This is a genomic window from Frigoribacterium sp. Leaf44 (genome assembly GCF_001421865.1).
GTDB lineage: Bacteria > Actinomycetota > Actinomycetes > Actinomycetales > Microbacteriaceae > Frigoribacterium.
In genome coordinates this window covers 345,141-366,056 of the sequence record NZ_LMLG01000001.1, presented here as the reverse complement: position 1 = coordinate 366,056, position 20,916 = coordinate 345,141, and the positions used below count along the sequence as shown (strand labels likewise).

Genomic DNA, 20,916 nt, shown 5'->3' with positions numbered 1-20,916 from the left:
TTATGGGTTTTCTAAAGTGTGGGTTGGTACGACAGCTTTTTAGCTGTCGGCTTCCTGCTTGGCACGCAGCGCCTCGACCGTGCGAACGGCCTGGGACAGCGGTGCCTGGAACAGGTAGGCAGCACCGAACAGCGAAGCCTTGAAGGCGCCGGCCAGTTTGCCCAGCAGCACCTCTCGGGACTCGAGATCGGCGAGCTGCTTGACCTCGTCTGCCGTGAGCGGGTTACCGTCGAAGTAACCGTTCTTCACGATCAGAGCGGGGTGTGCCTTGGCGAAGTCACGCAGGCTCTTGGCGACGGCGACAGGGTCACCGTGCACGAAGGCGATCGCAGACGGTCCGACGAGTTCGTCGTCGAACGAGCTGATTCCGGCGTTGTTGGCCGCGATCTTGCTGAGCGTGTTCTTCACCACGGCGTACGTCGCGTCTGCACTGATGGACTTGCGGAGCTCTTTCAGCTCGGCAACAGTGAGACCGCGGTACTCGGTGAGCAGGACGGCGGTCGAGTCACGGAAGTTGTCCGTGAGCTCGGCGACCGATGCTTCCTTGTTCGCCATGGCTCTCCTAAAACGTGGGTGTGCCGGCAGCCCCCGGGCGCTCGACTCGGCCGCACCGAGACCGGTGCCGCACCAATGAAAAAAGCTCCGGCGCAAGCGCACGGAGCTGGATCTCTTCGAGAAGAGGAACGACTTCACACACCTGCGCTGGTCGCTCTCTCTCGAGAACCTTCGGCACCCGTCTGCGAGCAGACGACTACAACCGGCGGTCTTGGGCTTCGCCAAGGATAGACGCAGGAGGCGCGCTCACGCAAGTCGCGCCTCCTCGGCGTCCCGCTCGGGGGCGACGACGGACGTCGCGAGCGGCAGGCGGACGGTGAAGGTCGCCCCGTCGTCCGAACTGGCGACGTCGACGGTCCCCCCGTGGGAGTGCACGACGGCCTGGACGATCGCGAGGCCGAGGCCCGTCGAGCCGGCCTTCCGCGACCGCGAGCTGTCGGCCCGCGCGAACCGTTCGAACAGCACCGGCAGCACGGCCGGGTCGATGCCCGGTCCGTCGTCGGCGACCGAGACGACCGCCTGACCGGACGCCTCGTCGACCGTCAGCGAGACGTGCACGTGCGTGCCGTCGGGCGTGTGGGTGCGCACGTTGGTCAACAGGTTCGCGACGATCTGGTGCAGGCGCATGGCGTCGCCCGACACGGTCACCGACTCGTCGGGCACGTACACGTCGACGTCGTGCGTGGGTCCGGCCACGTAGGCGTCGTTGACCGTGTCGAGCACGACCCTGGTCAGGTCGACGTCGCCCGTGACGAGGTCGCGACCCTCGTCGAGGCGGGCGAGCAGCAGGAGGTCCTCGACGAGCGAGGTCATGCGCAACGACTCCGACTCGATGCGGCCCATGGCGTACACCACGTCGTCGGGCAGTCCGGTGTTCATGCGGCGGGTCAGCTCGGCGTAGCCGCGGACCGACGCGAGCGGGGTCCGCAGCTCGTGCGAGGCGTCGGCGACGAACTGCCGCACCTTGTTCTCGCTCTGCTGACGGGCCTCGAGGGCCCCCGCCACGTGGCCCAGCATGCGGTTCAGCGAGGCGCCGACGCGGCCGACCTCGGTGCGGGTGTCGGCGTCGGCCTCGTCGACGCGTTCGGCCAGCGCCACCTCGCCGCGGTCCAGCGGCAGCTCGGCGACCCGCAGCGCCGTGTCGGACATGCGCTCGAGCGGTCGCAGGGCGCTGCGCACCACGCCGTAGGCCACGGCGATGGCGATCGCGAGGCCGATGAGGGTCACGGCGAGGATGGTGATCACCATGACCGTGATGGTGCGGTCGACGCTGCTCGTCGGCAGACCCACGACGAGGTAGGCCGGCGTCGTGGCGACCGAGCCCGACGTGGTCGTCGTCTGGTAGCCGACCGCGAGGGACTCCACCCGGTACGAGCCCAGTGCCGCCCCGAGCGAGACGGTCTCGGGTGTCGTCGAGCCGGCGACCGTCGTCACGACCGAGGTCAGGTCGTCGGTCAGGCGCGGCCGGACGACCTGACCCGACTGCTCGACCCGGTACGCCGCCACGACCGACCCGTTCACGACGACGGCCGTGAAGGTGCCGGGCGACTGCCGCGGCCCCGAGAGGTCGTCGCCGTCGGGCGTCAGGTACGGCCGGCTCGTCGAGCCCTGGGCGTTCACCATGGGCACCGAGCGACCGGTCGCCCCGTCGAGTTCGTCGTCGAGCTGACGCATCAGCGACGCCTGCAGCACGAACACGCTGACCGAGCCGATCACGATGGTCAGCAGCACCACGAGTGCGACGATGCTGAGGATCAGGCGGTTGCGCAGCGTGAGCGGCCCCGCGAGGCCGGGCGCCCGGCCCACGACACGGCGGAGGCGCGAGCCCACCCGGGCGGGGAGGGCATCGCTCACGAGGTGGGCTTGATCACGTAACCCACGCCACGCACGGTGTGGATCATCGGCTCTTCGCCGACGTCGATCTTCTTGCGCAGGTACGAGATGTAGATCTCGACGACGCTGGACTTGCCGCCGAAGTCGTAGCTCCAGACCCGGTCGAGGATCTGCGCCTTGCTCAGCACGCGGCGCGGGTTGCGCATCAGGAAGCGCAGCAGTTCGAACTCGGTCGCGGTCAGCTCGATCTCGCGGCCGGCCCGCGTCACCTCGTAGCTCTCCTCGTCGAGCACGAGGTCGCCCACGACGATGCGCGAGTCACCCGCCTCGCTGATGGCCGAGGCCGACCGGCGGATCAGGCCACGCAGGCGGGCGACGACCTCTTCGAGGGAGAACGGCTTGGTGACGTAGTCGTCGCCCCCGGCGGTGAGACCCGACACGCGGTCCTCGACGCTGTCCTTCGCGGTGAGGAACAGGATCGGGGTGTCGTCACCGCTCGACCGCAGTCGCCCCAGCACCTGGATGCCGTCGATGTCGGGCAGCATCCAGTCGAGCACGATCGCGTCGGGCTTGAACTCGCGCGCCGTGGCGAGGGCCGCCTGACCGTCGGAGGCCGCCTTGACGTCCCACCCCTCGTAGCGGAGGGCCATCGAGAGCAGGTCGGTGAGACTGTTCTCGTCGTCGACGACGAGGACTCGGAGGGGCGTTCCGTCGGCGCGGGTGAGGCGGGGGGCCGAGGCGGTGGCGGGGGTCGTTGTGGTCACCTCTCCAAGTATCGAGCGGTTCCTATGAACCGACTGTGATCCATCGATGAGCAGGCTGCGCATCGTCCACAGGTGGCCCACAGCGAGTCCATCGGTTCGGGACGGCCAGGCCGAGGGCAGGCCTCAGGCCAGCGGGTAGTCGGCGCAGGCGAAGCGGGTCGAGTCGGGGGCCCAGCAGGGCACGTTGACGGTGCCCTGCCCGCCGAAGAGGGCGAGCACGTCGTTCGGCGTCCGGCCCGGCACGGGCAGGCCGTCGGGACCGAGGGGCAGGGTGCGCAGCACCACGTCGCGGTTCTCGGGGTGGCCGAGGGTGCCGGGCTCGAACGACACCCAGAGCAGCGTCGAGGCGTCGGGCGAGACGTGCGGGAACCAGTTCACCCGCTCGTCGTCGGTCACCTGCACGACGTCCGCGCCGTCGAGGCTGCTCCGGAACAGCTGCGCGTGGCCGGCGACCCCCGCGGAGGCGCGTTCCGAGTTCGCCCACAGCCAGGCGCCGTCCGGCGAGAACTCGGCCCCGTCGTCGGGGTGCTCGTCGTCGGTCACCGGCGTGGTCGCGCCGTCGGCGAGCGAGACCAGGGCGACGTCCGTGCGCCAGCCGGCCCGCGCCTCCTCGTCGTCCGGGTCGTCGACCGGGGCCGGCAAGGCGCCGACGATGACGCTGAGCGTCGCGCCGTCGGGCGAGACGCCGTGCAGGTAGTTCTTGTGGTTGCGCCCCGCGGGATGGTCACGCGTCACGCGGCGGGCGGTGCCCCCCGGGGTGACCCCGTCCCACGGCACCTCGTACAGGTGGCCGTCGCGGGCGCTCACGATCACGGCCCCCTGGTCGGGCACGATCACGTGGTCGTTGTTGATCTCGGGCACGTCCCCCATCGGCACCGGCTCGAGCGCCGTCTCGTCGACCCCACGGGCGTCGGCGGGCACCCGCCAGAGCAGGCCGTCGCCGTTGACGACGAGCCAGCGACCGTCGGGGCTCCAGTTCGGGGCCTCGACGAGCACGCGGGTGCTCTCGAGGACGACCTCGACGTCGCCGGTCGCGGGGTCGACGACGAGCAGGCGGCTCCGTTGGCCGGGCAGCAGGGTTCTGGGCACGGGATCAGTCTGCCGTCACTGGTTCGAGAAGGCGGCGTCGAAGGAGGCGCTCGGCCGCTTCCAGAGGAGCGATCGGATGTAGGTCAACGCCTCGGGGGCGCCGTGCAGCCGGTCCATGCCGGCGTCCTCCCACTCGATCGAGATCGGGCCGTCGTAGCCGATGGCGTCGAGGGCGCGGAAGGCGTCCTCCCAGTCCATGTCGCCGTGGCCGGTCGAGACGAAGTCCCAGCCGCGGCGGGGGTCGCCCCAGGGCAGGTGCGAGCCGAGCACGCCCGACCGCCCCGTGGGGGGCTTGATGCGGGTGTCCTTGCAGTCGACGTGGAAAATCCGGTCGGCGAAGTCGGTGATGAACGACACCGTGTCGACCCCCTGCCAGAGCATGTGCGAGGGGTCCCAGTTGAACCCGAAGGCCGAACGGTGCTCGATGGCCTCGAGCGCCCGGACGCTCGTCCAGTGGTCGTAGGCGATCTCGCTCGGGTGCACCTCGTGGGCGAACCGGACTCCCTCGGCGTCGAACACGTCGAGGATGGGGTTCCAGCGGTCGGCGAAGTCCTGGTAGCCGGCGTCGATCACGGCGGCGGGAACCGGCGGGAACATCGCGACGTACGGCCAGATCTTGGAGCCGGTGAAGCCGACCACGGTGTCGACGCCCATCTTGCGGGCCACCCGTGCCGCGCGTTTCATGTCCTCGGCCGCACGCTGACGGACGCCCTCGGGGTCGCCGTCGCCCCAGGTGGACGGCCGGACGATCGCCTGGTGCCGGAAGTCGATCGGGTCGTCGCAGACCGCCTGGCCGGTCAGGTGGTTCGAGATGGCCCAGACCCCCAGCCCGTGCCGCTCGAGCACGTCGAGCCGCGACCGCAGGTACGCGTCGTCCTGGTCGGCCCGCTCGAGGTCGAGGTGGTCGCCCGACGCCGCGATCTCGAGACCGTCGTAACCCCAGCCGGCCGCGAGCGCCGCGACCTCCTCGAAGGGCAGGTCGGCCCACTGACCGGTGAACAGGGTGACGGGGCGGGAGCTCTCGGCCATGGGTTCCTTCTCGGGTGCGACGGGGCTGCGGACGGACGACGGGACGGTGGGACGGAACGGTGCGGACGGACGACGGATCAGGGCACGTCGACCCAGCGGCGCGACGCGGCGGAGGCGAGGACCGCCTCGGTCACCCGCACGGCGCGCAGGCCGTCGACGAAGGTGGGCAGCCCCTCGGGGGTTCCGCCTCGGACGGCGTCGTGGGCGTCGCGCACGAACCCGGCGAACGCGTCGACGTAGCCCATCGGGTGCCCGGCGGGGACGGTCGACAGGCGGGCGGCGTCGGGCGTGAGCACGGCGGCGTCCCGCGCCACGAGCTGCGTGCCCGACCGGCGGCCGACCCACAGCGTCTCGGGTTCCTCCTGCGAGAACTCGAGGCTCTCGGCGGTGCCCGACAGATCGAGCAGGAGGCGGTTCTTGCGACCCGGCGCGACCTGCGAGACGAAGAGGGTGCCGATCGCCCCCCGGGTCGTCTCGAACACGACGGCCGCCTCGTCCTCGGTGTCGACCGACGAGCCGCCACGGTGGGCGTGGGCCGTGTTGGTCGTCGAGGTCAACCGCGCCAACCGGTCGCCCAGGACGAACTCGAGCAGGTCGACCAGGTGGCTGCCGATGTCGGCGAAGGCCCTCGAGGGGCCGCCGGCCGCCGAGTCGACCCGCCAGTCGACGTCGTCGCTGTCGAGCAACCAGTCCTGCAGGTACGACCCCCGGACGCTCAGCACGCGGCCGACCTCGCCCGCGGTGACCCGGGCCCGGGCCTCGCGAACCATCGGGTGGTAGCGGTAGACGAAGGGCACGGCGCCGACGAGCCGCCCGGCCCGGGCGGCCTCGACCAGGGCCTCGGCCTCGGCGCCCGAGGTCGCGAGCGGCTTCTCGCAGACGACGTGCTTGCCGGCGGCGAGCGCCGCCAGAGCGACCGGTGCGTGCGTGGCGTTGGGCGAGCAGACGTGCACGACGTCCACGTCCGGGTCGGTCACGAGGTCGTCGACGCTCTCGTGCGCCGTGTCGACGCCGAGCGACGCCGCGGCCCGGGCCGCGCTGGCGGGGCTCGACGAGGCCAGGGCGACCACTCGGGCGCCGGCGGACCGCGCGGCTCCGGCGTGCACGCGGGCCATGAAGCCGCCGCCCACGATGCCGACGCGGAGCGGTTCGACCGGCACCGCGCCTCCTCGGCTCGGCTCGGCCCGCCCGGCCGGGCCGGCGGTGACGCCCACCGGCCCCACCGCCGTGGCCACGGCCGGGTCGGTCACTTCACGGCCCCCGACGACAGACCGGTGATCAAGTGTTTCTGCACGAGCATGAAGCCTATGAGCACGGGCAGCGAGACGACGACCGAGGCGGCCATGAGCTGGTTCCAGTAGACGTCCTGCTGCGAGGCGTAGGCACGGAGGCCGATCGAGAGCGTGCGCGTGTCCTTGCTCGTGAGCACCGAGGCGAAGAGCACCTCGCCCCAGGCCGTGATGAAGGCGTAGACCGCGACGGCGATGATGCCCGGTTTGGCCACCGGGATGATGACGCGGAACAGGGCGCCGAGGCGACCCGTGCCGTCGATCATCGACGCCTCCTCGAGCTCTTTCGGGATCGAGGCGAAGTACCCCGTCAGCATCCAGATCGAGAACGGCAGCGAGAAGGTCATGTACGTGATGATCAGGCCGAGGTAGCTGCCGGTCAGCTGCACGCCGACCGTGCGCTGGATCTGCACGAAGATCAGGAACAGCGGCAGCAGGAACAGGATGCCCGGGAACATCTGCGTCGACAGCACGACCAGGCTGAAGCTGCGCTGCCCCTTGAACCGCAGGCGGGCCAGCGAGTACGCCGCGAGCACGGCCATGGCCACCGAGAGCACCGTCGCCGAGATCGTGACGATCAGGCTGTTCTTGAAGTACGACGCCAACGGCACCGTCTGCCAGATCTGCACGTACGGCTCGAGGGTCACCCGGCTGGGGATCCAGGTGAACAGGCCCTGCACGTCGGCGAGCGGCTTGATCGAGGTGGTCAGCACCACGTAGAGCGGCACCACCACCACGAGCGACAGGAAGGCCAGCCCGAAGAAGCGGAAGACCTTGAACCCACGGGTCTCAATCATCGTGTTGTCCCTTCGGCAGAACCATGCGGATGTAGAACGCGGACGCGATCAGCAGCACGACCAGGAGCATCACGCTCATGGCACCGCCGAGGCCGAAGTTCCAGTTGTTGAACGACTGCTGGTAGATCAACGGCGAGATGAGCGTCGCCTGCTCGGGCGACGCCGGGCCGAAGAGCACGTAGGGCACGTTGAACTGGTTGAAGATCCACAGGCTCATGATCAGCAGCAGCACGGCGTTGGCCGGCTTGACCATGGGCAGGGTGATCAACGTGAACTGCTTCCAGAGGCTCGCGCCGTCGAGGCTCGCGGCCTCGTAGACGTCCCCCGGGATGTTCTGCAGTGCGGCGAGCAGCATCAGGAAGGCGAACGGCCAGAACTGCCAGGCCGTCACGATGACGATCGCCCAGAACGAGTTGCCGCCGAGCAGCCAGAACGGACGGTCCTGCAGGATGCCCAGGTCGTCCACCAGGAAGCGGTTGATGGCCCCGTCGCGCTGGTTGAACATGAAGGCCCAGGCGATGGTGCCGACGTACGACGGCAGGGCGTAGGGCACGAGGAAGAGCGTGCGCAGGATGCCGCGGCCCTTGAACGAGCTGGTCAGCAGCACGGCACCCAGCATGCCCATGCTCCAGGCGATGGCCACCACGATGACGGTGAACATCAGCGTGCGGCCCAGGGCTCCGTAGAGCTGCCCGGCGATGGGCGAGGACGGGTCGAGGGCGGTGACGAAGTTCTGCAGACCGACGAAGGGCGCGTTGACCCAGTTCGCGATGCTGAGCTGGTTGAGCGTGATGAACGCAATCCAGATGCCGAGCACCATCGGGACGATGTGGACGAGCAGCTCGGCCAGGGCGGCCGGCGCCACCAGGAAGTAGGCGAGCGGCGAGCGGTGCTTCTTGCGCTTGGCGGGCTCGAGCGGCGCCTGCTGGTGCGGATCGGGCGGGAGGTCCTTCTCGGCGGTGGCGGGGGGCAGGACGTTGACGGTCATGAGGGTCCTCTCGGGGCCTGGGCGGCGGGGGCGGTCGGTCGATCGGACCGGCCGCCCCCGTCACGGGCGGTGGGACGGGCTACTGACCCGAGCTCATCTGGCTGTTCGCGTCCTCGAGGGCCGACTTGACGTCGGACTCGCTGACGGAACCGCCCTGGGCTGCGGTGGCGAGGAGGTTCTTGATCGCGGTGCCGACCAAGGTCTCCATCTGTCCCTCGGAGGGGTAGAGGGGCATGGGCTGGGCGTGGTCCTCGAGGATCTCCTGCTTCAGCTTGATCGTGTCGGACTGGAACGCCGGGTCGTCGTAGGCACCGGTCACGACGGGCAGCGAGCTGAACGACTTGTTCAGGTACACCTGCTCGTCGTCACTCGTGAGGTGCTTGACGAAGTCGATCGCCGCCTCCTTGTTGTCCGAGTTCTCGAACACGCTGACGTTGATCCCGGCGACGTGGCTCTGGGTGCCCAACAGTCCGGTGGCGTCGGCCGACTCCATGGGCACCGGTGCCACCGCGTACCCGGTGAAGTCCCGTGCGGCGAGGTTGGCGTCCGGGGCCTGGTCGAAGAACATCGCGGCTCCACCGTCGGCGAAGGTCGCGGCCATGTCCGAACCGTTCACGCTCTCGGCGTCCGAGGGCGAGACCACCTTGTCGACGGCCATCAGGTCGACCCACTGCTTGACGCCGGTGACGACGCCGTCGTTGCCGAAGTCGGGGTTGCCCTCGTCGTCGTAGAGCGAGCCGCCGTTCTGCAGTCCCCGGACGAACGCCTGGTGGGCGTTGTTCGAGATGCTCGACCCGGCCATGGTGACGCCCCACTGGTCGATCGTGCCGTCGCCGTCGGTGTCGACCGTCAGCTTCTTGGCGTCCTCGACGAACTCGTCCCAGGTGGCGGGCGGCGTGGTGATGCCGGCGGCCTCGAACATGGCGGTGTTGTAGTACAGCGAGTACGACAGGCCGTAGATCGGCACGGACGTCGGGGCCTGACCCTCGGCACCGCCGGTCGCGAAGCTCGACTGGACGAAGCGGTCCTTGCCGCCGATCGCCTCGAGGGCGTCGCCCTCCCACGGCACGAACGCGCCGCTGGACTGCAGCGACACCGCCCAGGTGTTGCCGATGTTGAGGACGTCGGGGCCCTCACCGCTCGAGACGGCGGTGAGGATGCGGTTGTAGAGGTCGGACCACGGGATGACCTCGAGGTCGACCTTGACGCCGGTCTCCTCCGTGTAGCGGTCGATGCTCTCTTGCAGGATCTCGGCATCCTTCTCGACCGTCGGAGCCTGGTTGCTGGCCCAGTACGTGATCGTGTCGGAGTCGCCGCTGCCGCCCGAGGCGCTGCAGGCGGTCATCGATCCGACCGAGAGGGCTCCGACCGCGAGTGCGGCGAGCCAACGGAACTTCGTTTGCATGACTTCTCCTGGTGTCTCTTCTTCGAGATTTCTCTTCATCGAGTGAGGGAAGGGGTGGTGCAGGGGGTTCGTGGTGCTGTGGTGACTCCGGTGGTGCGGATGGTGCGCTCGGGGGTGGACGGGTCAGGAGGCGCGGTGCCGGCGTCGAGGAGGCGCCGGCACCGCACCGGGTCAGCCCAGGGTCGGGACGGAGGGGTCCCAGTTCTCGGGCAGCTCGGGCGTCGGCTCGAGGGTCGAGTCGACGCGGACGCTCTCGTCGCGTTCGGCGGACTCGGCGAGCGAGACCATGACGTCGAGGACGTGGAAGGCGAGCTCGCCGGGCACGCGCTCACGGCGTCCCTCGCGGATCGCCTGGGCGAGTTCGGCGACGCCGGTGCCGCGGGTGAACGTCGAGCCCGTGGCCGCGACGACCGCCGGCTCGTCGGTGCCGGTGTGGACGGTCGTGTCGCCCTCGAACTCGTTCGGGTCGGGGAACACGGCCGTGCCCTCGGTGCCGGCGATCTCGACGAAGCCGGCACGCGCCAGCTTCGAGTCGAAGCTGAAGACGGCCTGCGCGCTGGCACCGCTCTCGAACTGCAGCAGGGCGCTGACGTGCGTGGGCACCTCGACGGGGAAGACCGTGCCGGCCTTGGGCCCCGAGCCGATGACGCGGCTGTCGCGCGCCTTCGACGCCGTGGCCGTGACCTTCGCCACGGGTCCGAACACCTGCACGAGCGTGGTCAGGTAGTACGGGCCGACGTCGAACATCGGACCGGCACCGTAGGCGAAGAGGAACTCGGGGCTCGGGTGCCACGACTCGGGCCCGGGGACCTGGAACAGCGCGAGACCGGTCAGGGGCGTGCCGATGTCACCGCGCTTCACGACCCGGAGGCCGGTCTGCAGACCGGCGCCGAGGAACGTGTCGGGGGCGACGGCCACGCGGACGCCGGCCTCCTTGGCGGCTGCGAGCAGCCGGGCGCCGCTCTCGCGGTCGAGCGCGTAGGGCTTCTCGCCCCAGACGTGCTTGCCGGCGGCGACGGCCTGCAGGGCCACGTCCACGTGGGCCGCCGGGATCGTCAGGTTCACGACGATCTCGACGTCGTCGAGGGCGAGCAGCTCGTCGACCGTGCCGCTGGCGGGGACGCCCCACTTCTCGGCCTGGGCCGCGGCGCGGTCCTGGTCGATGTCGGCGACGAAGAGGACCTTCAGGTCGGGGAACTGCGTGAGGTTGCCGAGGTACTGGTCGCTGATCACGCCGGCGCCGATGACCCCGACGCCGACCGGGCCGGTCTTGCCGTCGGAGGCGACGGCGGGGCGCGAGGCGGTGGTCACGTCGCTCATGCGCGGACCCCCTGCAGGAACTCGAGGCTGTCGGCGAGGGCGGTGAACACGTCACCGGCGTGGTCGTCGAGCTCGACGACGGGCGTGGCCTGGCGGGCCGCCTGCAGGATGTCGCGGACGGGCATGGAGCCGCGACCGACGGCGACCTGCTCGACGTCGTTCTTGTTCTTCGGACCGTCCTTCACGTGGAGGAACCGGACCTTGTCACCCAGGCGGGCGAGCAGCTCGGCGGCGTCGACGCCGCCGACCTCGACCCAGTAGGTGTCGATCTCGAGCACGACGTTCGCGGGCAGGGCCGCGGCGAACACCTCGAGGGCGGGGGTGCCGTCGATCAGGTTCTCCAGCTCGAAGGCGTGGTTGTGGTAGCCGATGGTGAGGTCGTGGGCCGCGGCCGCGTCGGCGATCTCGCCGAGCTCCTTCGCGATCGCCTCGACGTCCTCGCGGGTGACCCAGCGGGTCTCGTCGATGTGCGGGTCGATGATCGTGCCGACCCCGAGACGGGTGGCGGCGGCGAAGATGGGCTCGAGGTCCTTGCCGATCAGGCCGACGTGGGCGCTGGGCGCGGTGAGCCCGGCGGCCGGGAGGGCCTCGGCGTACTCGTCGACGCGGTCGACGAACGCGTAGGGCTCGACCTGGGTGTAGCCGAGGTCGGCGATGCGCTTCAGGGTGCCGGGCAGGTCGGCGGCGATGGCGTCTCTGACCGTGTAGAGCTGGACCGAGATCGGGCTTGCGGTGGTCACCAGGGGTGTCTCCTCTTCCGAGTGGATGTGCGACGGCGACGGGCACCGTCGGGGACTCTCAGCGGTCGAGCCGTAGACCGGTCACCCCCGGAAGAGTGGCGGTCGGCGTCGACCGAGACTCACCATAGGACCGCTTCTGTCGACCCGCAAGCAAAAGTCGACGTTTTTTCGGCGAGGTTCTCTCGGCCGTCGTCGAGGCCTGTGGTTTACTGCTGCCATGTCCGACACGACGCGGTCGTCCGCCCTCGGCAGCACGGGAGCCAGCGAGATCTTCCAGCTGCTCCGCGACGGCGCACCGCGCACCCGGGCCGAACTCGCGGCGATGACCGGCCTCGCCCGGTCGACCATCGGTCTGCGACTCGACGTCCTCGCCGAGCTCGGTCTCGTCGGCCCCTACGCCGACGCCGTCTCGACCGGCGGCCGCCCGCCCTCGCGCGTGGCCCTCGTCCCCTCGGCCCGCGTCGTCCTGGCCGCCGACTTCGGAGCGGGCCACGTCAACCTCGCCCTGACCGACCTGATGGGCGTCGAACTGACCAGCGACCGTCGCCTGATCGACATCGCCGACGGGCCCGAGACGACCCTCGGCGGCATGGTCACCGGGGCCGATGCCCTCCTCGACCGGCTCGGTCGCACCCGCGACGACCTGATCGGCGTGGGCATCGGCCTGCCCGGCCCCGTGCAGTTCAGCACGGGACGACCGGTCAACCCGCCGATCATGCCCGGTTGGGACGGCTTCGACGTGCCGGGGTGGGTCAGACGCCACCTCGACGTGCCCGTCCTCGTCGACAACGACGTCAACATCATGGCCCTCGGCGAGCGCAGCCACGCGTGGCCGGGCACCGACCACTTCCTGTTCGTCAAGGTCGCCACCGGCATCGGCTCGGGCATCATCTCCGGTGGTCGCCTGCAGCGCGGCGCCCAGGGCATCGCGGGCGACATCGGCCACGTGCAGATCCCGCGGGGGGCGGGCGTCGTCTGCCACTGCGGCAACGTCGGCTGTCTCGAGGCCGTCGCCTCGGGCCCGGCCCTCGCCCGCTCGCTGCGAGCCCTCGGCCACGACTGCGAGGGGGGCCGACAGGTCGTCGAACTCGTCCGGGCCGGCAACGTCGACGCGGTGCAGGCCGTGCGGCAGGCGGGTCGCGACCTCGGCGAGGTGCTGACCGCCTGCGTCAACATGATCAACCCCTCGGTCATCGCGATCGGCGGCTCGATGGCGCAGGCCGGCGAGCACCTGCTGGCGGGCGTGCGCGAGGTCGTCTACCAGCGCTCGATGCCGCTCGCGACCGAGCACCTGAGCATCGTGCCGTCCCGGGCGGGCGACCGGGCGGGGCTCATGGGGGCGAGCATGCTCGCCATCCACCACGCCCTCTCCCCCGCCGCCATCGACGAACTCGCCGCCGCCGTCTGACCTCCCGCACGCGGCGCGCGCCTCCTGGTCCGCGACACGAGGAGGCGCGGGTGTCGTCCCCACGCCCGTCGCGAGGGACAATGGTCACCATGACCGTCGTCCAACCCATGCTCGCCCTGTGGGACGACGACGAGCCGGCGACCCCCGCCGCGCCTCCTGCGCACCTGACGCGCGTGCTGGCCGACTCGTCGGACCGCATCGCGTGGCTCCGCGCCCGCAGCCAGGGCATCACGGCCACCGACGTCGCCCGGCTCTCGAGCCCGCGAGCCGTGCAGGCCGTCGTGCTCGACAAGCTCTACGGCAACGGCTTCGGCGGCAACGCCTACACCGACCACGGGCGGGCGCGGGAGCCCGAGATCGCCCGGTGGGTGCTGCAGCGGCACGGCATCGAGTCCAGCCAGAAGCTCTTCCACGCCGCCGGTCAGCGCCGCCACCTGGCCACTCCCGACGGCGTGACCGTCCGCACCGACGGGACCGTCGAGCTCTGCGAGATCAAGACGACGAAGAAAGCGTGGTCGTCGATCCCCCGCTCGTACCTGCGTCAGGTCGCGTGGCAGCAGTACGTGCTGGGTGCCCAGCGCACCCTCGTGGTGTGGGAGCAGCACACCGACTTCGTTCCCGTGCACGGCGACCCGCAGTGCCGCTGGGTCGAGCGCGACGAGGACGAGATCCACCGGCTCGTGGCCCTGGCCGACCAGGTGCTCGACACCCTCGCGCGGCAGGCGCCGGTCGACCCCTTCGCCCCGGGTGGCAGGGCCTCGGCACCGCCACCTGATGCCTACGAGGCCTATGAGGCCTACGAACCGCCGCCCTACGACCCGCTGCGCTGAGGCACGGGCCGATCCGGGTCGAGCAGGCGCAGCCGTGACGCCGTCACGACGAGCGCTCCGATCGCCGTGACCGAGACGGCGATGCCCACGCACCAGAGGGCCACGACACCCCCGCCGAGCGTCGCCACGTCGAGGAACGGGTACGGCACGAAGTCGGCACCACGGGCCAGCACGACGACCACCCAGACGAGCGGGAAGGCCAGGAACTGCCACACCCGCCGCCAGGGCTGACGGCCACGGTCCGCGAAGACGAGCCAGTCGAGCACCACGTAGAGCGGGATCACCCGGTGGAAGACGTCGCTCGCCCACCCCACCGTGTAGGGGTCGTCCGAGGGCAACCCGGCGAGCAGCAGGTTGAAGACCAGCCCGGTCAGCGCGATGTAGGTCGTGGCGCCGGCCCGCAGCGCGACCGTCCATCGGGGCGGCGTCGCGCGACGCAGGACCGTGAACGCGCCGACCAGCAGGGCGAACAGCACGATCAGGTTGCTCTGGATCGTGAAGTACCCGAAGAAGTCGACGATGCGGTACCCCGGGTCGCGCAGGCTGTTCTCCCACTGGGCCACGACGGCGACGAGGACCGCGACCGCGGCCGCGACGCGCAGGACGGCGACCGATGCTCTCATGCCCACACCGTACCCATCATCGTTTCCCTCTCGGTGACACCCGCGAAACACGGGTGACTCATCCGTCCCGTTGACTGACGTGACCACCGCGCCGGAGCCACGGCGCACACGAGCCGACAGGGGCCGCCGATGGAGACGACGACGCAGACGACGATGCGGGCGATGGTGATCGAGCGGACGGGCGGGCCCGAGCAGCTCGTCGCCGCCGACGTGCCCTACCCGCGACGGGTCAACGCCGAGGTGCTCGTGCGCGTCGTCGCCGCCGGCGTCAACCGCTTCGACCTGGAGACCCGGGCCGGTCGCGGCGACAGCGACGCCATCCCGGCGTTCCCGGCCGTGCTGGGCCACGACTTCAGCGGCGTCGTCGTCGAGACGCCGTACGCGGCCCATCCCCTGAGTCCGGGTGACGCCGTCTACGGCATGGCCCCGTGCCCGCGCTCCGGTGGCAGCTACGCCGAGTACATCAGCGTCCCCTCGCTGTCGGTGTCCCGGAAGCCCGCGACCCTGTCACACCTCGAGGCCGCCGCCGTGCCGCTCGCGGCGCTCACGGCCTGGGGGATGGTCGTGGACGTGGCCAAGGCCCACGAGGGCCAGCGCCTCCTGATCAACGCCGGGGCGGGTGGGGTGGGGCACTTCGCCGTGCAGTTCGCCTCGTACTTCGGCGCGCACGTCGTCGCGACCGGCTCGCAGGGCAACTCGGCCTGGCTGCGCGAGCTCGGCGCCGCCGAGGTCGTCGACTACGGCGCGGCCGACGTCGACCGCAGCGTCCGCCAGGTCGACGTCGTGATCAACCTGGTCGACGACGACGTCGAGGCCGATCGATCGCTGAGACTGCTCCGCCCCGGAGGACTCGCCGTCCACGCGCCGCTCTCCTCGGGCCCCGCCTTCGTCGAGAAGGCCGCCCAGGCCGGCATCCGGTCGACCGGGTTCGCCGTCTCCCCCGACGGAGCCACACTGGCGGTCATCTCACGACTGCTCGACTCGGGTGACGTGCGGGTCTACGTCGACGAGGTCTACGACCTGTTCGACGCCCGTGACGCCCACACACGCCTCGAACGCTCGCACACCCGCGGCAAGCTCGTGCTGCGTGTCGCCGACGACACCGAGGCCGCCTGACCCGGCTCCTGGAGGGGACGCCGAGGCCCGGCGTGGACGGGCCTAGATCCGACGCTCGAGGACGAAGTCCTGCTGCAGGTCGTCGCCGAGGGCGAAGGTCTTCGTCCCGACCCGCACGAGTCCGTGCTTGGCGTAGAAGCGCAGCGCGCGCTCGTTCTGCTGGTTGACGCCGAGCCACACCGAGGAGGCGCCGGTCGCGCGGGCTGCCTCGAGGGTCGCCGCCATCAGGGTCGAGGCCGCCCCCGTGCCGTGACCCTGCGGCATGACGTAGAACTTGCTCAGCTCGACGGTCGGGCGGGACGAGACGGTCGCCGCGACGTCGGGGTCGTCCGGATCGCCCGCGACCATCATGCTGTAGCCGAGGGCGCCCTGGGCCGTGGGGTCCACGGCCAACAGGACGATGCGGGTGTCGTCGGCGAGGTACCTCGTGAAGGCCTCCTCCGACAGAACCGTGGTGACGACCCGGGCGATGTCGGCGAGGTCCGACCCGGGCGGGCAGGCGAGCGGGAAGGTCACCGCGGCGACCTCGGCGAGCAGGGCGGCGTCGGTCGGGAGGGCGGGGCGCACGGTGACGGTCATCTGCCCATGGTGCCCCACCCGCGCCTCCTCACCCGACCACCGGCCGGATGACGACGACGAAGGCCGCCCCACTCGAGAGTGGGACGGCCTTCGGGCGACGCGAGGTCTTCGAGGTCGGGTGGACCTAGAAGACGTTGATGTCGAGGGGGATGCCGGGACCGAAGGTCGTCGACAGCGTGCCCTTGGTGATGTAGCGGCCCTTGGACGAGGACGGCTTCAGACGGACGACCTCTTCGAGGGCGGCGTCGAGGTTGGTGTTCAGCTGCTCTTCCGAGAAGCCGGCCTTGCCGATGACGAAGTGCACGTTGCTGTGCTTGTCGACACGGAACTCGATCTTTCCGCCCTTGATGTCGTTGACGGCCTGCGCGACGTTGGGGGTCACGGTGCCGGTCTTCGGGTTGGGCATGAGGCCACGGGGGCCGAGCACCTTGCCGAGACGACCGACCTTGCCCATGAGCTCGGGGGTCGAGACGGCCGAGTCGAACGACGTGTAGCCGCCGGCGACCTTCTCGATGAGCTCGTCGCCACCGACCTCGTCGGCGCCTGCCGCGATGGCGGCCTCGGCGGCCGCACCCGTCGCGAAGACGATGACGCGGGCGGTCTTGCCCGTGCCGTGCGGCAGGATGACGGTGCCGCGCACCATCTGGTCGGCCTTGCGGGGGTCGACGCCGAGCTTCAACGCGACCTCGACGGTCGAGTCGAACTTCTTCGAACCGGTCTCACGAGCGACGGCGACGGCCTCGCTGGTGCTGTAGAACTTGCCTGCCTCGATCTTCTCGGCAGCGGCGCGGTACGCCTTGGACTTCTGAGCCATGTTGGACCTCTTCGTACTGGGGACGTGGTTGCGAGCCTGGCCGGCTCTCCCACTGATGTCAGGGTCGTGCAGGCGGGTCGCCTGCACGAAGGGGTGCTGCTTAGGCGTCGACCGTGATGCCCATGGAACGGGCGGTGCCGGCGATGATCTTCGCCGCGGCGTCGATGTCGTTGGCGTTGAGGTCGGCCTGCTTGGTCGTCGCGATCTCGCGCACCTGGTCCATGGTCAGCTTGCCGACCTTGGTGGTGTGCGGGGTACCCGAACCCTTGGCGACGCCGGCAGCCTTCTTGATGAGCTCGGCGGCGGGCGGGGTCTTCAGGATGAACGTGAACGAGCGGTCTTCGTAGACCGTGATCTCGACGGGGACGACGTTGCCGCGCTGCGACTCGGTCGCCGCGTTGTACGCCTTGCAGAACTCCATGATGTTCACGCCGTGCTGACCCAGGGCCGGGCCGATGGGCGGGGCGGGGTTCGCGGCGCCGGCGTTGATCTGAAGCTTGATCAGACCCGTGACCTTCTTTTTCGGTGCCATTGTTCTTTTCCTTCTTGTGGGGTTCGAGCAGATCGCGGTCGCGACCTGCTCTCCCGGTGGCCCGCGGCGCGGACTCCGGTGATCTGAAAACTTGGGGGGTGTGTGCCCGTCAGAGCTTCGTGACCTGGTCGAAGCTGAGCTCGACCGGCGTCTCGCGCTCGAACAGCGAGACCAGCACGGTGAGCTTGCCGCTCTCGGGCTTGATCTCGTTGATCGTACCGGGAAGTCCGGCGAAGGACCCCTCTTTGATCGTGATCGTCTCGCCGATCTCGAAGTCGACCTCGGCGGGGATGACCCGCTGGGCCTGCTTGCCGCCCTTGACGCCGCCCTTGGCGGGGGCCGGGGTCGTGTCGACCTGGACGAGGCTCTTCAGCATGTTGAAGGCCTCTTCGAAACGCAGCGGCGTCGGGTTGTGGGCGTTGCCCACGAATCCGGTGACGCCGGGGGTGTGCCGGACGACGGACCAGCTGTCCTCGTTGAGGTCGAGACGCACGAGCACGTAGCCGGGGATGCGGACGCGGGTGACGAGCTTGCGCTGGCCGTTCTTGATCTCGACCACGTCTTCCATCGGGACCTCTACCTGGTAGATGTAGTCCTCCATGGTCATCGAGACCATGCGGTTCTCGATGTTCTGCTTCACGCGACGCTCGAAGCCGGCGTACGAGTGGATGACGTACCACTTGCCGGGCTTGCCACGCAGCTCGTAGCGGAAGGCCTCGTAGGGGTCGACCTCGGCGGGCTCGTCGTCCTCGACCTCGGTGGCGGACACGTCGACGTCGACGTCGTCGTGCGCGATCTCGGCGTCGGCGTCCTGGACGGACTGCTCGGCCTCGGCGATGACGGCGTTCGCCGCGGGGGCGTCACCCTCGTCGGCGGCCTGCTCGGCCTCGGAGTCGGCCTCGTCGTCGGTCGCCTCGACGGCGGCCTCGGCCTCGAAGGCGTCATCGATGTCGAGGGCGTCGTCGACGACGGCGTCGGCCTCGGGGTCGCGCGCCTCGGCCAGCGTGTCGAGGAGTCCGTCGAGGTCGCTCGTGTCGGTCGAACCGGCGTCGCCCTCGTCGACGACCGAGAGGGCCTCGGACTCGGCGGGCTCGACGGCGTCCTCGTCGGCGGCCAGGGTGCCGCCCTCTTGGGCCTCTTCGACCTCGGAGGACTGCTCGGCAGCGGTGGCGAGGTCGATGTCGTCGCGCTCGTTGTCAGGCAAGGGTTCTTCTTTCGATCGGGGTTGTCGGGTGCACGTGCTCGAGGGCACGGGACCCGCTCACGTGGTGCTCGGGGAGTCGGCCGGAGGGTGGCGTGTCAGCTGCCGGTGGGGCCGTTGCCGAAGACGTAGCCGACGCCGGTGCCGAACACCAGGTCGAGCAGGGACACCAGGGCCATCATGATGACCACGAAGACCAGCACGACGCCGGTGTAGCTGAGCAGCTCTTTGCGGGTCGGGGTGACGACCTTCTTGAGCTCGGCGATCACCTGGCGGATGAACAACGCGATGCGGGCGAAGGGGCTGCGGCGCGTCGCACCGTCGCTCTTCGCCTTCTCGACGACGTCTTCACTGGGGACGTCAACGTCTTTTCTCGCCACTGTTCCGACCTTCCGAGCTCGGCCCGAGGGCCTGTGTCCGTATCTGTGTGTGATCACCGTGTCATGAAGAACACAGCCGGGCTGCAGGGCGGACAGGACTCGAACCTGCAACCTGCGGTTTTGGAGACCGCTGCTCTACCAATTGAGCCACCGCCCTATGGGATCGACGCCGTTCAGATGACCTCTCGGCCGGACCCGGAGGCCCTGCCTCTCGTAGCCGGCTGTTGGTGAACCGGACTGCAGAGGCGCGCTGAAGCTTGGCGCATTCGATCGCCTCGTCAAGTGTAGGCGAAGCGGGGGGCGCGTGCAAAGCCGGGCCGAACCGCACCCCGAGCCCCGGTCCGGACGGCCCTGTCCGGCCCGATGGCACCCCGCTAGGCTGGCCCGCGTGACCCCGACCGTGCGCCGTCTCTCGTCCCGTATCTCGTCGATCGCCGAATCGGCCACGTTGGCCGTCGACGCGAAGGCCAAGTCCCTGCTGGCCCAGGGCCGACCGATCATCAGCTACGGCCCGGGCGAGCCCAACTTCCCGACGCCCGACCACATCGTCGAGGCGGCCGTCGTCGCCGCCCGCGACCCGCGCAACCACCGCTACTCGGCGGCGGCCGGCCTGCTCGAACTGCGCGAGGCGATCGTCGAGAAGACCCGGCGCGACAGCGGCACGACGGTGTCGACCTCGCAGGTGATCGTCACGAACGGTGGCAAACAGGCCGTCTACCAGGCTTTCCAGGCGCTGCTCGACGACGGCGACGAGGCCCTCCTGCCCGCGCCCTACTGGACGACCTACCCCGAGGCCATCGCGCTGGCCGGCGGCGTGACCGTCGAGGTCTTCGCCGGTGCCGACCAGGGCTACAAGGTCACGGTCGACCAACTCGAGGCAGCCCGCACCGAGCGCACCAAGGTGTTGCTGTTCTGCTCGCCGTCGAACCCGACCGGTGCGGTCTACTCGCGCGACGAGGTCGAGGCGATCGGTCGATGGGCCCTCGAGGCCGGCGTCTGGGTGATCACCGACGAGATCTACCAGAACCTCACCTACGACGGCGTGACGGCCACCTCGATCACCGAGGCCGTGCCCGAACTGGCCGACCAGGCGATCCTCGTCAACGGCGTCGCCAAGACCTACGCCATGACCGGGTGGCGCGTCGGCTGGATGATCGGCCCCACCGACGTGATCAAGGGGGCCGCGAACCTCCAGTCACACCTCACCTCGAACGTCTCGAACGTGTCGCAGCGCGCGGCCCTGGCGGCGCTCACCGGTTCCCAGGACGAGGTCGAGGCCATGCGCGTCTCCTTCGACGCCCGTCGCGGCACGATCGTGCGCGAGCTCAACCGGATCGACGGCGTCGTCACCCCGACTCCCGAGGGCGCCTTCTACGTCTACCCCGACGTGCAGGGCCTGCTCGGTCGCGAGTGGGGCGGGGTGACGCCCACGACGTCGCTCGAGCTGGCCGACCTCATCCTCGAACAGGCCGACGTCGCCACCGTGCCCGGCGAGGCCTTCGGCCCCAGCGGCTACCTCCGCCTGTCGTACGCGCTCGGCGACGACGAACTGCTCGAGGGCGTCCGTCGCCTGCAGCGCCTGTTCGCCTGACCCCACCCGCGCCACCCCGAGGCCGGGTCCACC

21 protein-coding genes and 1 tRNA gene are annotated in these 20,916 nt (G+C 70.1%); 4 read left to right on the top strand and 18 right to left on the bottom strand.

Annotated elements, in window-relative coordinates:
- Nucleotides 1–39 precede the first annotated feature (39 nt).
- The 11 genes from rplJ to ASE87_RS01760 form a co-directional block, all read right to left on the bottom strand.
- Nucleotides 40–555, bottom strand: coding sequence for a 50S ribosomal protein L10 (gene rplJ, locus ASE87_RS01810; protein WP_043592926.1), 516 nt, complete (start codon nucleotides 553–555; stop codon nucleotides 40–42).
- A 246-nt stretch (nucleotides 556–801) separates the two neighbouring features.
- Complete coding sequence (locus ASE87_RS01805) at nucleotides 802–2,409, bottom strand: HAMP domain-containing sensor histidine kinase (RefSeq protein ID WP_082452236.1); 1,608 nt, start codon at nucleotides 2,407–2,409, stop codon at nucleotides 802–804.
- Nucleotides 2,406–3,164 carry a response regulator transcription factor gene (locus tag ASE87_RS01800; protein WP_056046521.1) on the bottom strand — a complete coding sequence of 253 codons (759 nt, stop codon included), beginning with the start codon at nucleotides 3,162–3,164 and terminating at the stop codon, nucleotides 2,406–2,408. The genes ASE87_RS01805 and ASE87_RS01800 overlap by 4 nt, the downstream gene beginning before the upstream one ends.
- Nucleotides 3,165–3,275: 111 nt before the next feature.
- On the bottom strand, nucleotides 3,276–4,241 hold the full coding sequence (locus tag ASE87_RS01795) for a PD40 domain-containing protein (protein WP_043592929.1): 966 nt from the start codon (nucleotides 4,239–4,241) through the stop codon (nucleotides 3,276–3,278).
- 15 nt (nucleotides 4,242–4,256) lie between these two features.
- Complete coding sequence (locus ASE87_RS01790) at nucleotides 4,257–5,270, bottom strand: sugar phosphate isomerase/epimerase (RefSeq protein ID WP_056225468.1); 1,014 nt, start codon at nucleotides 5,268–5,270, stop codon at nucleotides 4,257–4,259.
- A 77-nt stretch (nucleotides 5,271–5,347) separates the two neighbouring features.
- A complete protein-coding gene (locus ASE87_RS01785; RefSeq protein ID WP_369813986.1) occupies nucleotides 5,348–6,520 on the bottom strand; it encodes a Gfo/Idh/MocA family protein in 1,173 nt (390 codons plus the stop codon).
- Complete coding sequence (locus tag ASE87_RS01780) at nucleotides 6,517–7,356, bottom strand: carbohydrate ABC transporter permease (protein WP_043592933.1); 840 nt, start codon at nucleotides 7,354–7,356, stop codon at nucleotides 6,517–6,519. Before ASE87_RS01780 ends, ASE87_RS01785 begins: the two co-directional genes overlap by 4 nt.
- Nucleotides 7,349–8,344, bottom strand: a complete 996-nt coding sequence (locus tag ASE87_RS01775) for a carbohydrate ABC transporter permease (RefSeq protein WP_082452235.1) — start codon at nucleotides 8,342–8,344, stop codon at nucleotides 7,349–7,351. The genes ASE87_RS01780 and ASE87_RS01775 overlap by 8 nt, the downstream gene beginning before the upstream one ends.
- 79 nt (nucleotides 8,345–8,423) lie before the next feature.
- The gene (locus ASE87_RS01770) at nucleotides 8,424–9,749 is read right to left on the bottom strand and encodes a sugar ABC transporter substrate-binding protein (protein WP_043592934.1); all 1,326 of its coding nucleotides are present in this window, start codon (nucleotides 9,747–9,749) and stop codon (nucleotides 8,424–8,426) included.
- Nucleotides 9,750–9,920: 171 nt separating this feature from the next.
- Nucleotides 9,921–11,069 carry a Gfo/Idh/MocA family protein gene (locus ASE87_RS01765; RefSeq protein WP_043592936.1) on the bottom strand — a complete coding sequence of 383 codons (1,149 nt, stop codon included), beginning with the start codon at nucleotides 11,067–11,069 and terminating at the stop codon, nucleotides 9,921–9,923.
- A complete protein-coding gene (locus tag ASE87_RS01760; RefSeq protein ID WP_156155436.1) occupies nucleotides 11,066–11,809 on the bottom strand; it encodes a sugar phosphate isomerase/epimerase in 744 nt (247 codons plus the stop codon). The genes ASE87_RS01765 and ASE87_RS01760 overlap by 4 nt, the downstream gene beginning before the upstream one ends.
- Before the next feature lie 217 nt (nucleotides 11,810–12,026).
- On the opposite strand from ASE87_RS01760, the gene ASE87_RS01755 reads away from it, so the two are divergent.
- Nucleotides 12,027–13,217: an ROK family transcriptional regulator gene (locus ASE87_RS01755; protein ID WP_043592938.1), complete on the top strand. Its 1,191-nt coding sequence runs from the start codon at nucleotides 12,027–12,029 to the stop codon at nucleotides 13,215–13,217.
- An 89-nt stretch (nucleotides 13,218–13,306) separates the two neighbouring features.
- On the top strand, nucleotides 13,307–14,047 hold the full coding sequence (locus ASE87_RS01750) for a YqaJ viral recombinase family protein (protein WP_369813985.1): 741 nt from the start codon (nucleotides 13,307–13,309) through the stop codon (nucleotides 14,045–14,047).
- Here the strand turns inward: ASE87_RS01750 and ASE87_RS01745 are convergent.
- A complete protein-coding gene (locus tag ASE87_RS01745) occupies nucleotides 14,029–14,670 on the bottom strand; it encodes a Pr6Pr family membrane protein (RefSeq protein ID WP_157489633.1) in 642 nt (213 codons plus the stop codon). The genes ASE87_RS01750 and ASE87_RS01745 overlap by 19 nt on opposite strands.
- Nucleotides 14,671–14,799: 129 nt before the next feature.
- On the opposite strand from ASE87_RS01745, the gene ASE87_RS01740 reads away from it, so the two are divergent.
- Nucleotides 14,800–15,786, top strand: coding sequence for an NADP-dependent oxidoreductase (locus ASE87_RS01740; protein WP_056225460.1), 987 nt, complete (start codon nucleotides 14,800–14,802; stop codon nucleotides 15,784–15,786).
- A gap of 42 nt (nucleotides 15,787–15,828) precedes the next feature.
- Here the strand turns inward: ASE87_RS01740 and ASE87_RS01735 are convergent, their stop codons facing one another.
- The 6 genes from ASE87_RS01735 to ASE87_RS01710 all read right to left on the bottom strand — a co-directional run bounded on the left by ASE87_RS01735 (nucleotide 15,829) and on the right by ASE87_RS01710 (nucleotide 19,449).
- Entirely contained in the window at nucleotides 15,829–16,365 is a 537-nt protein-coding gene (locus tag ASE87_RS01735) for a GNAT family N-acetyltransferase (protein ID WP_056225456.1), read from the bottom strand.
- Nucleotides 16,366–16,489: 124 nt separating this feature from the next.
- Complete coding sequence (rplA, locus tag ASE87_RS01730; protein WP_043592944.1) at nucleotides 16,490–17,179, bottom strand: 50S ribosomal protein L1; 690 nt, start codon at nucleotides 17,177–17,179, stop codon at nucleotides 16,490–16,492.
- 100 nt (nucleotides 17,180–17,279) lie between these two features.
- Entirely contained in the window at nucleotides 17,280–17,711 is a 432-nt protein-coding gene (gene rplK, locus ASE87_RS01725) for a 50S ribosomal protein L11 (protein WP_043592945.1), read from the bottom strand.
- Nucleotides 17,712–17,820: 109 nt separating this feature from the next.
- Nucleotides 17,821–18,915, bottom strand: coding sequence for a transcription termination/antitermination protein NusG (nusG, locus tag ASE87_RS01720; protein WP_043592947.1), 1,095 nt, complete (start codon nucleotides 18,913–18,915; stop codon nucleotides 17,821–17,823).
- A 95-nt stretch (nucleotides 18,916–19,010) separates the two neighbouring features.
- Nucleotides 19,011–19,292, bottom strand: coding sequence for a preprotein translocase subunit SecE (gene secE / locus ASE87_RS01715; RefSeq protein ID WP_043592949.1), 282 nt, complete (start codon nucleotides 19,290–19,292; stop codon nucleotides 19,011–19,013).
- 84 nt (nucleotides 19,293–19,376) lie between these two features.
- Nucleotides 19,377–19,449 (bottom strand) — tRNA-Trp (locus ASE87_RS01710).
- 231 nt (nucleotides 19,450–19,680) lie between these two features.
- Here ASE87_RS01710 and ASE87_RS01705 point away from each other — a divergent pair.
- Complete coding sequence (locus ASE87_RS01705) at nucleotides 19,681–20,883, top strand: pyridoxal phosphate-dependent aminotransferase (protein WP_056225453.1); 1,203 nt, start codon at nucleotides 19,681–19,683, stop codon at nucleotides 20,881–20,883.
- The last annotated feature ends 33 nt before the right edge of the window (nucleotides 20,884–20,916 follow it).